Below are 14,527 nucleotides of genomic sequence, written 5' to 3' on the forward strand. Positions count from 1 at the left end.
CGTGATCGATAAACCCAGGATTTTTATTCAGGCACAAAGTTTCTATGTTGAAGCCCAGTCTTTGCCGGATGAAGAGCGCTTTGTTTTTGCTTATACCATGACAGTTCGCAACCTGGGTCGGGAGCAGGTACAGCTTCTTAGCCGATATTGGCTCATCACTAACGCTAACGGCAAGCACACTGAAGTTCAGGGTGAAGGCGTTATTGGTGAGCAGCCGATTATTTCAGCAGGCAATGAGTTTCAATATACCAGCGGTGCTATTCTGGAAACGCCGCTGGGTACAATGGAAGGCCACTACAATATGATCGATCATATGGGGCAACCATTTCAGATAGTGATTCCGGTATTCCGCCTGGCGATTCCGTCCCTGATTCACTAAAAAAGATTCAATAATAATAAAAAGGTTAGCTCCCGCTTATGGCAACACTTTTAGTCGGTGATGTACACGGTTGTTTTCAGGAACTACAGGCTTTGCTAGCGCAAGCCAATTTTAACCCCGCCACAGATACCCTTTGGTTAACGGGTGATTTAGTTGCCCGAGGTCCGGACTCTCTTGAAGTTCTTCGTTATGTTCGATCGCTGGGCGATTCAGTCCGTATTGTATTAGGTAATCATGACCTTCATCTGTTGGCAATTTATGCCGGCATTAGCCGTAATAAACCCAAAGATAATCTGACCGAATTGCTGGAAGCACCAGACTGTGATGAATTAATCAATTGGTTACGCCGCCAACCTGTATTGCAGGTCGACGAAGAAAAAGCGTTGGTAATGGGACACGCAGGCATCACGCCTCAGTGGGATATTGATACCGCCAAACGCTGCGCCCGTGAAATTGAAGCTATTCTCTCCAGCGATAGCTATCCGCTGTTTTTGGACTCCATGTATGGTGATTTACCCAACTGCTGGCACGATGAGCTGTCAGGCTTACCCAGATTGCGCTATGCCACTAATGCACTAACCCGCATGCGTTTCTGTTATCCAAACGGTTGTCTGGATATGATCTGTAAAGATGTGCCTAAAAAAGCACCCGCACCGTTAAAACCCTGGTTTGAGCTCTTCGGGCCGGTTTCTGAAAACTATTCGATTGTTTTTGGACATTGGGCTTCGCTGGAAGGAAAAGGTACCCCGGAAGGGATTTACGCACTGGATACCGGTTGTTGTTGGGGGGGAAAACTCACCATGCTGAGATGGGAAGATAAACAGTATTTTCAACAAGATTCTCTGGCGAAAACTGCCGAAACAGATGACTAATCGCTGGCCCCCATTCATTTTTAATGTTTGATAAATACTTTCTTCCAGGAAATCTACAAAATCCGGAATGTATTATTGACGACAGAAAATGGTTAATGTGTATTAAGGGCAAGGCTGGTGTTTATGGTGTAACCAGAATAGCTGTTAAGAAAATTCATAATAGTCATAGTCTGCCAGCAATAATAATTTGAGTTACATAAGGGATAATATGAAAAAGGCGCTAGGAATAGCCTTATTAACATTACCAATGTTCACCATGGCTGGTCATAAAGAAGATTGTGCAATCGCATTTGAACTATTTGATGATTCGACAAAAATTCTGATCTCTGTAACAGAAACCGTTACAGAGAAAGGTAGCAAAGCAATACAAGATAGAACGGTTACATTGAATGCTTTTAATAAATGGTCAGATACCGGTTACGACCCACAACTTAAAGCTTTAATGGCTAAGTCAGCTCAATATCCGGGAGTTGATAAAAGCAACCCAATCGCTATTGGTAACCTCAGTATGATTCGACTGATTCAATATTATAACGCGGTTCATCGTTATATATCTTACCCCGATAAAGAAGAGATAGAGACACTAACATCAATAACCAAAAATCTCGGGGAAAATTACCAAAAACTTAAAGCAATGTGTCCTGAACAATAATAACTGTCAGAAAACTAAATACTGGAGAATGGACCTGTGATATTCGGCCCAATGGTCGGAACGGCTTTTTGCATATTGTTAGAGTGTTGTCAGATCTGCGCTTGAACGTACAAAAATAAGATTACTCACTACAATCCGTTATTGAACGTCAACAAAGTATCCACAAGCAACGATAATCAACCTTCACAAACCAAAAAATAATCCATTGAATATTATACAATTTATTGATTCTCAAAGGCAGGGTGACGCTCTCATAAAACCGAGCAGGCACATCGTTCTGATGTGCCGAAAAAATATTATTTTTGTCGTTCCAGTATTTCAAACTGATAGGCATGTGGGTTCTTTTCATCAGCCTGATGATGTTGAGAAAATACCTGATTCCATGCCAGTTGTTGATAATCAGGAAAATGGGTATCTCCCGGCAGGTTGGCCTCAATATGGGTCAGATATAGCCGGTCAGCCTGCGCTAATGCTTGCTGATAGACACTTCCTCCGCCAATAATCATCACCTCTTCCACTTCTCCTGCCGCCTGAATAGCCTGCTCCAGTGAAGTCACCCAGGTAACTCTTTCGTCGGTTTGAGCTTGTCGGCTGATCACAATATTCAAGCGACCTGGCAGCGGGCGACCAATAGACAGATAGGTATTACGCCCCATAATTATCGGTTTATTCAGGGTATTTTGTTTAAACCAGGCCAGATCGGCGGGAAGATGCCAGGGCATGGCGTTCTCTGCACCAATCACCCGGTTTGCTGCCATGGCGGCAATCAGACTAATAATCATAACAACATCCTGCTAACGGGCGTTTATACGCTGGGTTTACGGCGATACAACCACAATGCCGGTAAAGAAAGCCCAATGGACAATGCTCCAACGATAAATGAAGCCCTTAAAAAATAAGTAATCATGGTTTCAAACAGTTCGGCAGAATACCCCTTATGGGAGATCTCCACCAGAGCAATCATTGCCTTATAGGCAAAAACGCCGGGAAACATAGGGATCACCGCGGCAACGGTAAACACTTTTGGGTGAGCCAGAAAACGCCGTGACCAGCGAATACCGATAGTACCTATCAGCATAGAGGTCAGTAATGTGCTCCACTCCAGAGGAAATTGATAATAAATCAATATGGTACGGCAGGCATAGCCTATCGCGCCTAACAATGCACAATACTTCAGCGCCTTTACCGGTACGTTAAATACCAGAGCAAAACCAACCGCCGGAATAGCCGCCAGAAGCATATTTTCGATAAGCGTTAATATCAGATTCATAGCCAGCTCCTAAATCCCCAGACGGTTATTGCCACCACAACCCCAATACAGGTTGAAAGGGTTAACAAACTGGCCATCACCCAACGGGCAATGCCGGTATTAATATGCCCTTTAAACATATCCGCCACCGAGTTAATTAGCGGAAATCCGGGAACCAACAGCAATACGCTGGAAGCCATGGCTATTGAAGCTTTATCAATCTCCATCCAGTCGACTAACCAACCAGCCACGGTGGTTGCCACAAAGGCGGTGGCAAAAAAGTTAATTAGCGGGTTAATCTGGAAAGACGTAATAATCTGACGGGAATACATGGCAACACCACTGGCTAACAGCGTCGCCAGCACCGCGTCCCAACCGCCACCGGCCAGTTTACAGAAGCTGGCGCAGGATAAGCCCACCATCAGCACCATTAACCAGCGTGGATAACGTAACGGCTTAATATGGTTTAAGCGTTTTTCCACCTCATCAATGCCTAACAAGCGGTGCTCAGTGAGTATCACTATTCGCTGAACTTCGGTTACCACATGCATATTTATGCCGCGATCGACATTCTTACGTGTAGAAGTGAGACAGTGCCCTTTGTAGATGGTGCTTAACACTATTGCATTTGCGGAGATAGAACTTTCTACCTCATCAACCCCCAGCGCCTTGCCCAGACGGGTAGAAAGCTGCTCTACCAACATACTTTCCGCACCGTGCTGCAACAATAACAGCGCGCACTGTATACACAAACGGGTGATCTCCCGCTGGCGTTGATGGACTTTATCAAATTCCACTTTATGTTTACCTGAGTGAAATAGAGAGGAAATAAACGGATAACCCTACCGTTTGCCGGGCTTTCAAAAGCGCCAGTTAGAATAACACTGATTTTTAAACCGCTTCAAACGCTCAGTTACTGTTTATTATAGTTTTTAAAGTTTAGGTGCAGATTATCAAACAGGCTAATTTCCACAATGTGTGGGTTAGAAGATTAAGTCTGGTGTAAGTTTCGCCTACTAACTATTCAGCCCCATGTTAATGGGGCTGAATAGTTAAACCAATGATCCATTCACTACTTCAACAACTGATGCATCTCCTGAACGGAAATCACTTTCTCCGTTGGATCCGCATTCATTGCCATCGTGGTAGCAAAACCGCCGTTTAGCGTGGTGTCGTAGTGAACTTTATACTGAAGCGCACTGCGGCGAATCAACTTAGAGTCCTCAATGGCCTGACGCCCTTCGGTGGTGTTGACGATGTAGTTATACTCGCCGTTTTTGATCCGGTCCTGAATGTGCGGACGGCCTTCGTGTACCTTATTCACCAGACGTGGATTAATACCTGCTTCGCCTAACACTACCGCAGTACCGTGAGTAGCATCTAAATCAAAGCCCTGCTTCAGCAGTTTGGCGGCTAAATCCACCACCCTGGCTTTATCGCCTTCACGTACAGATAACAGTGCACGACCACGCGGGATCCGATTTGGACTGCTGCCCAACATCGCCTTAGCAAACGCTTCAGCAAAGCTGCGGCCAACGCCCATCACTTCACCGGTTGAACGCATTTCCGGCCCCAGAATCGGGTCTACTCCCGGGAATTTATTGAATGGCAACACCACTTCTTTTACCGAGTAGTAAGGTGGAATAACTTCTTTGGTGACACCTTGCTCCAACAGTGATTTACCCGCCATGACGCGTGCAGCAACTTTAGCCAGTGGTACGCCGGTTGCTTTGGAAACAAACGGGACGGTACGGGCAGCGCGAGGGTTAACTTCTATCAGATAAACATCGTTTCCTTTAACCGCAAACTGCACGTTCATTAAGCCACGAACACAGAGTTCAAATGCCAGTTTTTCAACCTGCCTGCGCATTTCATCCTGAATATCCTGACTTAAGGTGTAAGCCGGTAAAGAACAGGCAGAGTCACCGGAGTGAACACCCGCTTGTTCAATGTGCTCCATAATGCCGCCGATCAGTACACGCTCACCATCACAGATGGCATCAACGTCCACTTCAATGGCATCATCCAGGAAACGGTCCAGTAGCACTGGTGCATCGTTAGAAACGCTAACGGCTGTCTGGAAGTAACGACGCAGATCGGTCTCGTCATAAACGATTTCCATTGCCCGTCCGCCCAGCACATAAGAAGGACGAACCACCAGCGGATAACCGATACCAGCAGCCTTATCTACCGCCATTTCAATCGCTGATACCGTTGCGTTTGCCGGCTGTTTCAGGCCCAGACGATGAACCGCCTGCTGGAAGCGCTCACGGTCTTCTGCCCGGTCAATCGCGTCCGGAGAGGTGCCAATAATAGGGACACCGGCGGCTTCTAATGAACGCGCCAGTTTTAATGGAGTCTGCCCACCATACTGAACAATAACCCCGGCAGGTTGCTCTACGCGCACGATTTCCAGTACATCTTCCAGCGTAACCGGCTCGAAGTAGAGGCGATCCGAGGTGTCATAATCGGTTGAAACCGTTTCAGGGTTACAGTTAACCATGATGGTTTCATAACCGTCTTCCCGCAGCGCCAGCGAAGCATGAACACAGCAGTAGTCAAACTCAATTCCCTGCCCAATACGGTTAGGACCACCGCCCAGTACCATAATTTTTGGACGGTCATTGGTTGGATTAGCTTCACACTCATCTTCATAAGTTGAGTACATATACGCAGTATCCGTAGCGAACTCAGCCGCACAGGTGTCAACCCGCTTATATACCGGATAAATGCCATGCTTATAACGCAGTTTACGTACTTCAGCTTCGGAGAAACCAACCAGCTTAGCCAGACGCGCATCGGCAAAACCTTTACGTTTCAGCAAGCGCATGAAGTCATAGTCCAGACCGTTAATGCCGCGTTCAGCCACCTGCTCTTCCAGACGAACCAGCTCTTCGATTTGTACCAGGAACCAGCGATCTATGTTAGTCAGGTTAAAGATACCGTCTACTGACATACCGGCGCGGAATGCGTCAGCAACGTACCAGATACGCTCAGCACCGGCTTCTTTCAGTTCACGGCGAATTCGGGTTAGTGCTTCCGGATCGTCCAGACTCACTTTTGGATCAAATCCACTGGCGCCGACTTCCAGACCGCGTAATGCTTTTTGCAGTGATTCTTGCTGCGTACGACCAATGGCCATTACTTCCCCAACGGATTTCATTTGAGTAGTCAGACGGTCATTGGCACCGGCAAACTTCTCAAAGTTAAAGCGAGGAATTTTTGTCACAACATAGTCAATAGACGGTTCGAACGATGCCGGGGTTCTGCCTCCGGTAATATCGTTCATCAGCTCATCGAGGGTGTAGCCAACTGCCAGCTTGGCAGCAATTTTAGCAATCGGAAAACCCGTTGCTTTAGAGGCCAGCGCGGAAGAGCGAGAAACCCGAGGGTTCATTTCGATAACAATCAGACGACCATTTTTAGGGTTCACGGAGAACTGCACGTTGGAACCACCGGTTTCCACACCAATCTCACGCAGCACCGCCATCGAGGCGTTACGCATGATCTGGTACTCTTTATCGGTCAGCGTCTGTGCTGGTGCTACGGTAATCGAATCACCGGTGTGAATCCCCATGGCGTCAAAGTTTTCGATGGAGCAGACGATAATGCAGTTGTCATTTTTGTCCCGCACCACTTCCATCTCATACTCTTTCCAGCCAATCAGCGACTCATCAATCAGCAGCTCTTTGGTAGGAGAAAGGTCCAGACCGCGTTCGCAGATCTCTTCAAACTCTTCACGGTTATAGGCGATACCACCACCGGTTCCCCCCATGGTGAATGACGGGCGGATAATACAAGGGAAGCCGACATCGGCAGCTACCGCATAGGCCTCTTCCATATTATGAGCGATGCCGGAACGCGCCGTATCAAGGCCAATCTTTTTCATCGCCTTATCAAAACGCTGGCGATCTTCTGCTTTATCAATGGCATCCGCAGTGGCACCAATCATGGTTACGCCAAATTCAGCCAGTACACCTTTACGCTCCAGTTCCAGCGCACAGTTAAGAGCGGTTTGTCCGCCCATGGTAGGCAGAACCGCATCCGGGCGCTCTTTTTCAATAATTTTGCGTACCACTTCCCACTGAATAGGCTCAATATAGGTTGCATCAGCCATTTCCGGGTCAGTCATGATGGTTGCCGGGTTGGAGTTCACCAGAATAACCCGGTACCCCTCTTCACGCAGGGCTTTACAGGCCTGTGCTCCGGAGTAGTCAAACTCACAAGCCTGGCCGATAACAATTGGGCCGGCTCCAAGAATCAGGATACTTTTTATGTCAGTACGTTTTGGCATGGTTCAAGGCTCCTGATTTATTTAGCTGTAGAACGATAAGATTCAATCAGTTCGATGAAATGGTCGAACAGTGGTGCAGCATCATGTGGACCCGGGCTGGCTTCCGGATGCCCCTGAAAACTAAACGCTGCTTTATCGGTACGATGAATACCCTGCAATGTGCCATCAAACAACGATTTATGGGTGATACGCAGATTTGATGGTAATGAGGTCTCATCTACCGCGAAACCATGGTTTTGTGCCGTGATCATGACGCTATTGGCATCGAGATCTTTCACCGGGTGGTTACCCCCGTGATGACCAAACTTCATCTTGATGGTTTGCGCGCCGGAAGCCAGAGCCAGTAGTTGATGCCCCAGACAGATACCGAATACCGGAATATCCGTTTCCAGTAGTTGACGAATAGCTTTAATCGCATAATCACAGGGTGCCGGGTCTCCCGGTCCGTTTGATAAGAAAACACCATCCGGATTAAGTTTCAAAACGTCTTCTGCGGAAGTTTGTGCCGGAACCACCGTCAGACGGCAGCCGCGATCCACCAGCATTCTCAGGATGTTGCGTTTTACACCATAGTCATAAGCGACCACGTGGTAAGGCAATTCGCTATCACTTTTTATTGCCGGTAAATCATTTTCCAGCGTCCAACTGCCCTGAGCCCAGTTGTAGGACTCTTGAGTGGTCACTTCTTTAGCTAAATCCATGCCTTTCAGGCCTGGGAAGGCTCGCGCTTTCTCCAGAGCCAGTTGAGCATCCGGCTGGTCACCAACAATAATGCAGCCGTTTTGGGCCCCTTTCTCTCTGAGCAAACGGGTCAGTTTACGAGTATCAATATCAGCGATAGCAACTATATTGTGGCGTTTCAGGTATTCTGACAGTCCTTCCTGATTGCGGTAGTTACTGGCAATCAGCGGCAAATCACGAATAATTAATCCCTGAGCATGAACCGATGTGGATTCTTCATCTGAAGAGTTCGTGCCGACATTTCCAATATGGGGATAAGTAAGAGTAACAATTTGGCGGGAATAAGATGGGTCAGTAAGGATTTCTTGATAGCCTGTCATTGAGGTATTAAAAACCACTTCCCCAATTGCCATCCCTTTAGCCCCGATGGCCCGACCATGAAATTGGGTTCCGTCTTCGAGAACCAGTAGCGCTGTCTTACTCAAAACACCCTCCTAGAATAAACAGTCACAAAATATGCATATTAATTCACAACTATACCTTTTTCAAAGGCACAAAAAAAGCCTTACTGGCAGATTTTGGGCAAATTGGGCGCATTCTAATGATCGAACCGTCTCTTGTCTACCGAAACACACATTTTTTGTTATATTTTTAGCACTTCAACATAAAAATTGAGATGTAATGGCAATAAACATCAATAAACCATGCTTAGAAAACGATTGCTAAAGCACATGATAGAATAAATCGATATTTGAATACAAAAAAGAAAAATACGGATGAAAAAATGAGACTTGAGGATAAAAAAATAGAGTTAATAATATAAAATATAATCAATTAGTGAAAAATAGGTCAAAACCAAATAAATACAATAATTACCAATTAACCAATTAACCAATTAACCAATTAACCAATTAACCAATTAACCAATTAACCAATTAACCAATTAACCAATTAACCAATTGAATATAAATGAATTTAAAAATAAAAATCGAGATCAATATGAAAATTTAAGTCAATTAATCTCGATATAAATATATAAAATTAATCGTTAAGCGATAAAACATCCCGCATACTATAAAGACCAGACTTATGTTGACTTAACCAGGCGGCAGCCCTGACAGCACCATTGGCAAAGGTCATCCGACTGGAGGCTTTATGCGTTATTTCAACTCGTTCGCCAATATCAGCAAACATCGCCGTGTGTTCTCCAACAATATCACCCGCTCTCAGGGTAGCAAATCCGATCGTTTCACGAGCACGTTCGCCGGTATGTCCTTCCCGGCCATACACTGCACAAGTTTTTAAGTCCCTGCCTAATGTCTCGGCAATGACTTCTCCCATTGCCAGGGCAGTACCCGAAGGCGCATCAACTTTATGGCGATGGTGCGCTTCAATGATTTCAATATCGGTATAATCACCCATTACCTTTGCTGCCTGCTCCAGTAATTTAAGCACCAGATTAACCCCAACGCTAAAATTAGCGGCAAATACGATCGGAATCTCTGCTGAAGCCTGTTGAATAGCCGCTTTACCTGCATCATCAAATCCGGTGGTACCAATAATCATTGCCTTATGGTGATGGCGACAAAAAGAGATATGCTCCAGAGTGCCTTCAGGGCGAGTGAAATCAATAAACACATCAAAATCTTTCGCTACTGCCTCCAGATTATCGCTAACCCGGATACCAATCTGACCAATGGCCGCCAGTTCACCGGCATCAACACCAACCAGTGAAGAGCCACGTCGTTCCAGTGCAGCCCCTAACGTTACGTTTTCTGCCTGATGAACAGCCTGAATAAGCTGACGCCCCATTCGTCCACCGGCACCGGCAATCGCAATCCTAACCTGCTTATTGGTCATAATGATCCTCTGAATTTTTATTCTGTAAGTAACTTAACTACCAGATTAACGTTCACCCTGAACGGTGACAAATAAATTTACTAATTATGCCGGACTAATTAAAAGCTAAGCTTATATTGATGAAATACAAAACGATGAAAATAAAAACGGGCTGAATATATCAGCCCGCAAATATTTTGCTCAAAAATAGCTATTCAGGTTTAATCCACCTGCTTAACTCTTAGCTCTTTTGGCACTTCAAATACAATACTCTCTTCACGCCCTTCCATTTCTACCGCAGGTTCGCCACCCAGAGAGCGCAAGCGAGTGATCACTGCCTGAACCAAAACGTCGGGAGCAGAAGCGCCAGCCGTTACACCAACAGAACTCAAATTCTTCAGCCACTCTTCCTGAATATCTTCTGCGGTATCAATCAGATAGGCGGGTTTACCAATTCGTTGCGCCAGTTCAGCTAAACGGTTTGAGTTAGACGAGTTTTTCGAACCAACCACCAATACCATATCTGACTGCAGCGCTAAATTGCGTACTGCCTCCTGACGATTGGTAGTGGCATAACAGATATCATCTTTACGCGGACCGATAATATCCGGGAAACGCTCACGCAGTGCATCAATCACATCGGAAGTATCATCAACAGATAGCGTAGTTTGCGTCATAAAACAGAGGTTCTTCTCATTTTTGACTTTTAACTGCCACACATCTTCCGGTGACTCCACCAGATACATGCCGCCTTCCTGATTGCTGTACTGCCCCATGGTGCCTTCCACTTCAGGATGCCCGGCATGACCAATCAGAATGGCTTCACGGCCTTTACGGCTGGCACGAGCCACTTCCATATGAACTTTAGTTACCAGCGGGCAAGTAGCGTCGAAAACCGTTAAATCGCGGGATTTAGCCTCCGCACGAACCGCCTGAGATACGCCATGTGCAGAAAAAATCAAAATCGCACCATCGGGAACTTCATTAAGCTGTTCAATAAATACCGCTCCGCGATCGCGCAGGCTGTCGACAACATAACGGTTATGCACCACTTCATGGCGTACATAAATTGGGGCGCCATAAATCTCCAGCGCACGTTCAACAATACTGATAGCCCGGTCGACTCCTGCACAGAAACCTCGCGGATTGGCTAACAATATCTGCATTTTTACTCTCCAAATATATATACGGTGTAGTCAGCAACCATGCTGGCTACACCGTTAATAAAACCGTTACATCACTGTGACTTGCATTACGCTGGCTTTTTCTCTTTTTTAGAGAAAATAAACCCTTCCAGTACCACCATCACTGCCCCGATGCATATCGCACAGTCAGCAACGTTGAAAGTTGGGTAGTGCCAGTCGCCAATGAAAAAATCAAAAAAGTCGACGACAAAACCATGGTACAGACGATCGAACAGATTGCCCAATGCCCCACCGATAATCAATGCGAAAGCAATGTTGCTCCACTTAGCCGTTGCCGCTGTACGATACATCATCACCATTAATACGATGGTAATCGTTATCGCTACCGCAGCCAACGCCCAACGCTGTCCCATAAAGGAGCTAAACGCAGCGCCATAATTTCTCGCATAGTAGAAATTAAAGAACGGTAACCAATCCACCGATTCGCCCAGGCGGAAATTCCTTACCACCCAAAACTTACTGGCCAGATCGACAATCAAAACGGCAACCGCCAGCCATAGCCAGCGGAGTCCGGTAGAACCAATAGATTTACTCATCAGGCGAACTTACGCTCTTCACCATTGCCAGCAACGTTAGTTACACAGCGACCACAAAGATCCGGATGTTCTGCATTTTGCCCCACATCCAGCGTATAGTGCCAGCAACGAGGACATTTAGTGCCCTGAGCTTTAGCCAGCCCAACTTTCAAACCTTTCATCATTTCGCTTTGCTGCGCGTCTGCGGTTGCCTGAGCAATAGGTTCAACTTTCGCACCCGAAGTCAGCAACACAAAACGCAGCTCATTTTTCAGCGCATTCAGCTTATCTGCCAGCTCTGAGTCGGCGAATAAAGTAACCGATGCTTCAAGGGAGCCACCTAACTGCTTATCGTTACGCGCCTGCTCCAGCACCTTATTCACTTCACCACGGACTTTCAGCAATTCTTCCCAATAGCTGTCATTCATACTTTCGCCATCGGCCAGACCGAATAATCCCTGATACCACTCACCGGTAAACACAAACTTCTCACGTTCCCCCGGCAGGTAGTTCCAGATTTCGTCAGCGGTAAATGACATAACCGGTGCCATCCAGCGTACCAATGCTTCGGCGATATGATACAGCGCAGTCTGGCAGCTACGACGCGCCAGGCTATCGCCTTTTGCGGTGTACTGACGATCTTTGATGATATCCAGATAGAACGAGCCCATCTCAACGGAACAGAACTGCATCAGACGCTGAATAACTACATGGAAGTCGTAGTTATCATAGCTGGCAGCGATTTCATTTTGCGCCGCCAGAGCACGACCCACGGCCCAGCGATCCAGAACCACCATCTCTTCTGGCTTCACCATATCTTTTGCCGGATCAAAACCATTCAGGTTAGCCAGCAGGAAACGTGCAGTGTTACGAATACGACGATAAGCGTCCGCTGAACGTTTTAAGATCTCATCGGATACCGCAATTTCTCCGGTGTAATCCGTTGAGGCTACCCATAAACGCAGGATGTCGCCACCCAGTTTATTCATTACGTCCTGTGGGCTAATGGTGTTACCGATAGATTTCGACATCTTACGACCCTGACCATCCACGGTGAAACCATGAGTCAGAACCTGACGATAAGGTGCTTTACCTTTCATTGCGGTGGAAATCATCAGGGAAGACATAAACCAACCGCGATGCTGGTCAGAACCTTCCAGATACATATCCGCACTGTGTCCGTGGAACTCTGGACGCACATCAACGACGGAGGAGTGAGTCGAACCCGAGTCAAACCAAACGTCCAGTGTATCCGGCACTTTCACATAATTTTCGGTGTCTTCACCTAATACATCTTTAGGATCCAGATCCCACCATGCCTGAATACCATGCTGTTCAACGCGCTGAGCTACCTGCTCCATGATTTCTAATGCACGCGGATGCAGTTCATCAGTATCTTTGTGAACGAACAAAGACATAGGCATACCCCAGGTACGCTGACGCGAGATACACCAGTCCGGACGATTTGCTACCATGTTTTCGATACGCGCCTGACCCCAGTCAGGGATCCAGCGAACGCTTTTGATCTCTTCCAGCGACTGCTTACGTAATCCATTTTGTTCCATGCTGATAAACCACTGAGGAGTTGCACGGAAAATAATAGGGGACTTATGACGCCAGCAGCATGGATAGCTATGCAGTACTTTTTCAACGTGTAATAAAGCGCCATGCTCATGCAGCATTTCAACAATCACGTCGTTAGCTTTAAATACGTTTAATCCATCAAGGCCAGCACCAGTTCCTGGTAGATAGCAACCATCCGGACCAACCGGGTTAGCCACTTCTAACTGATACTTTTGACCAATCACATAGTCATCAGGACCGTGACCCGGCGCAGTATGTACCGCACCAGTACCCGCATCCAGCGTCACATGTTCACCCAGAACAACCGGTACATCAAAGTTCAGGAATGGGTGTTTAAAGCGCATCAGTTCTAAATCTGCACCTTTTGCACTGCCCAGAACTTTCCAGCTATCAATGCCAGCGCGCTTCATCACGCTTTCAACCAAATCGGCGGCCAGAATCAGGTTGTCACTTCCAGCCTGAACTAACTGATATTCAAACTCAGGATGCAGAGAAATGGCGCGGTTGGCTGGTAAAGTCCATGGGGTCGTGGTCCAGATAACGGCATAAACTGAACCATTCACCTGACTTACACCAAACTGAGCGGCGACTGCTGCTGAGTCAACGGCTGCAAAACGCACATCAATAGAAGGAGAGGTTTTGTCGTAATATTCAACTTCTGCTTCAGCCAAAGATGAACGACAATCAATACACCAGTGCACAGGCTTAGCGCCTTTATGCAGGTGGCCATTACCGATGATTTTTGACAGAGAACGGATGATGTTGGCTTCAGTCTTATATTCCATAGTCAGGTATGGATGATCCCAGTCACCCAGCACACCTAAACGGATAAAATCTTTTTTCTGGCCTTCAACCTGCTCCGCCGCATAGTCACGACAAGCTTTACGGAATTCCGCAGCGCTGATTTTCTCACCTGGTTTACCCACCAATTGTTCTACTTTTAGCTCAATAGGCAACCCATGGCAGTCCCAGCCCGGAACATAGGGCGCATCGTATCCGGACATGCTTTTTGACTTGATAATAATGTCTTTGAGAATTTTATTTACCGCATGACCAATATGAAGGCTGCCGTTTGCATAAGGAGGGCCATCGTGAAGAATAAAGGTTTTCTTCCCTTTTTTAGCCTGGCGAATCGCACCATAAAGGTCAGATTCATACCAATGTTTTAGCATATCCGGTTCGCGCTTGGCTAAATCGCCGCGCATTGGAAAACCGGTTTCCGGCAAATTCAACGTGTTCTTATAGTCAGTCATTCGA

The 14,527-nt window shown here is 46.6% G+C and carries 12 protein-coding genes; 3 read left to right on the forward strand and 9 right to left on the reverse strand.

All coding sequences use genetic code 11. The annotated features are described in order from the left end of the window. Nucleotide 1 precedes the first annotated feature (1 nt). The 3 genes from apaG to EKN56_RS14120 all read left to right on the forward strand — a co-directional run bounded on the left by apaG (nt 2) and on the right by EKN56_RS14120 (nt 1,903). On the forward strand, nt 2-379 hold the full coding sequence (apaG, locus tag EKN56_RS14110) for a Co2+/Mg2+ efflux protein ApaG (RefSeq protein WP_130592367.1): 378 nt from the start codon (nt 2-4) through the stop codon (nt 377-379). Nucleotides 380-417: 38 nt separating this feature from the next. Further along, complete coding sequence (apaH, locus tag EKN56_RS14115) at nt 418-1,251, forward strand: bis(5'-nucleosyl)-tetraphosphatase (symmetrical) ApaH (protein WP_130592368.1); 834 nt, start codon at nt 418-420, stop codon at nt 1,249-1,251. A 208-nt stretch (nt 1,252-1,459) separates the two neighbouring features. After that, the gene (locus tag EKN56_RS14120) at nt 1,460-1,903 is read left to right on the forward strand and encodes a hypothetical protein (RefSeq protein ID WP_130592369.1); all 444 of its coding nucleotides are present in this window, start codon (nt 1,460-1,462) and stop codon (nt 1,901-1,903) included. 296 nt (nt 1,904-2,199) lie between these two features. On the opposite strand, the gene folA is transcribed toward EKN56_RS14120, so the two are convergent. The 9 genes from folA to ileS all read right to left on the reverse strand — a co-directional run bounded on the left by folA (nt 2,200) and on the right by ileS (nt 14,523). After that, on the reverse strand, nt 2,200-2,685 hold the full coding sequence (folA, locus tag EKN56_RS14125) for a type 3 dihydrofolate reductase (RefSeq protein ID WP_130592370.1): 486 nt from the start codon (nt 2,683-2,685) through the stop codon (nt 2,200-2,202). A gap of 23 nt (nt 2,686-2,708) precedes the next feature. Beyond that, complete coding sequence (locus tag EKN56_RS14130) at nt 2,709-3,173, reverse strand: threonine/serine exporter family protein (protein WP_130592371.1); 465 nt, start codon at nt 3,171-3,173, stop codon at nt 2,709-2,711. After that, nucleotides 3,170-3,949, reverse strand: coding sequence for a threonine/serine exporter family protein (locus tag EKN56_RS14135; protein WP_142665261.1), 780 nt, complete (start codon nt 3,947-3,949; stop codon nt 3,170-3,172). Before EKN56_RS14135 ends, EKN56_RS14130 begins: the two co-directional genes overlap by 4 nt. A 275-nt stretch (nt 3,950-4,224) precedes the next feature. Further along, nucleotides 4,225-7,446: a carbamoyl-phosphate synthase large subunit gene (gene carB, locus EKN56_RS14140; protein ID WP_130592373.1), complete on the reverse strand. Its 3,222-nt coding sequence runs from the start codon at nt 7,444-7,446 to the stop codon at nt 4,225-4,227. A gap of 17 nt (nt 7,447-7,463) precedes the next feature. Next, complete coding sequence (gene carA / locus EKN56_RS14145) at nt 7,464-8,612, reverse strand: glutamine-hydrolyzing carbamoyl-phosphate synthase small subunit (protein WP_130592374.1); 1,149 nt, start codon at nt 8,610-8,612, stop codon at nt 7,464-7,466. 556 nt (nt 8,613-9,168) lie between these two features. After that, nucleotides 9,169-9,987 (reverse strand): 4-hydroxy-tetrahydrodipicolinate reductase, encoded by an 819-nt coding sequence (gene dapB / locus EKN56_RS14150; RefSeq protein WP_130592375.1) that lies wholly within the window; start codon nt 9,985-9,987, stop codon nt 9,169-9,171. 200 nt (nt 9,988-10,187) lie between these two features. Then, nucleotides 10,188-11,132, reverse strand: a complete 945-nt coding sequence (ispH, locus tag EKN56_RS14155) for a 4-hydroxy-3-methylbut-2-enyl diphosphate reductase (RefSeq protein WP_130592376.1) — start codon at nt 11,130-11,132, stop codon at nt 10,188-10,190. 86 nt (nt 11,133-11,218) lie between these two features. Beyond that, complete coding sequence (gene lspA / locus EKN56_RS14160) at nt 11,219-11,707, reverse strand: signal peptidase II (protein ID WP_130592377.1); 489 nt, start codon at nt 11,705-11,707, stop codon at nt 11,219-11,221. Continuing rightward, nucleotides 11,707-14,523 (reverse strand): isoleucine--tRNA ligase, encoded by a 2,817-nt coding sequence (ileS, locus tag EKN56_RS14165; RefSeq protein ID WP_130592378.1) that lies wholly within the window; start codon nt 14,521-14,523, stop codon nt 11,707-11,709. The genes lspA and ileS overlap by 1 nt, the downstream gene beginning before the upstream one ends. Nucleotides 14,524-14,527: the final 4 nt, after the last annotated feature.

This window comes from Limnobaculum zhutongyuii (assembly GCF_004295645.1).
In the GTDB taxonomy this organism is placed as follows: domain Bacteria; phylum Pseudomonadota; class Gammaproteobacteria; order Enterobacterales; family Enterobacteriaceae; genus Limnobaculum; species Limnobaculum zhutongyuii.

Excerpts from the sequence above, each read along its gene's own strand:
- apaH (WP_130592368.1), top strand. The coding sequence starts at position 418 with ATGGCAACACTTTTAGTCGGTGATGTACACGGTTGTTTTCAGGAACTA.
- EKN56_RS14120 (WP_130592369.1), top strand. The coding sequence starts at position 1,460 with ATGAAAAAGGCGCTAGGAATAGCCTTATTAACATTACCAATGTTCACC.
- folA (WP_130592370.1), bottom strand. The coding sequence starts at position 2,685 with ATGATTATTAGTCTGATTGCCGCCATGGCAGCAAACCGGGTGATTGGT.
- EKN56_RS14130 (WP_130592371.1), bottom strand. The coding sequence starts at position 3,173 with ATGAATCTGATATTAACGCTTATCGAAAATATGCTTCTGGCGGCTATT.
- carB (WP_130592373.1), bottom strand. The coding sequence starts at position 7,446 with ATGCCAAAACGTACTGACATAAAAAGTATCCTGATTCTTGGAGCCGGC.
- dapB (WP_130592375.1), bottom strand. The coding sequence starts at position 9,987 with ATGACCAATAAGCAGGTTAGGATTGCGATTGCCGGTGCCGGTGGACGA.
- ispH (WP_130592376.1), bottom strand. The coding sequence starts at position 11,132 with ATGCAGATATTGTTAGCCAATCCGCGAGGTTTCTGTGCAGGAGTCGAC.
- lspA (WP_130592377.1), bottom strand. The coding sequence starts at position 11,707 with ATGAGTAAATCTATTGGTTCTACCGGACTCCGCTGGCTATGGCTGGCG.
- ileS (WP_130592378.1), bottom strand. The coding sequence starts at position 14,523 with ATGACTGACTATAAGAACACGTTGAATTTGCCGGAAACCGGTTTTCCA.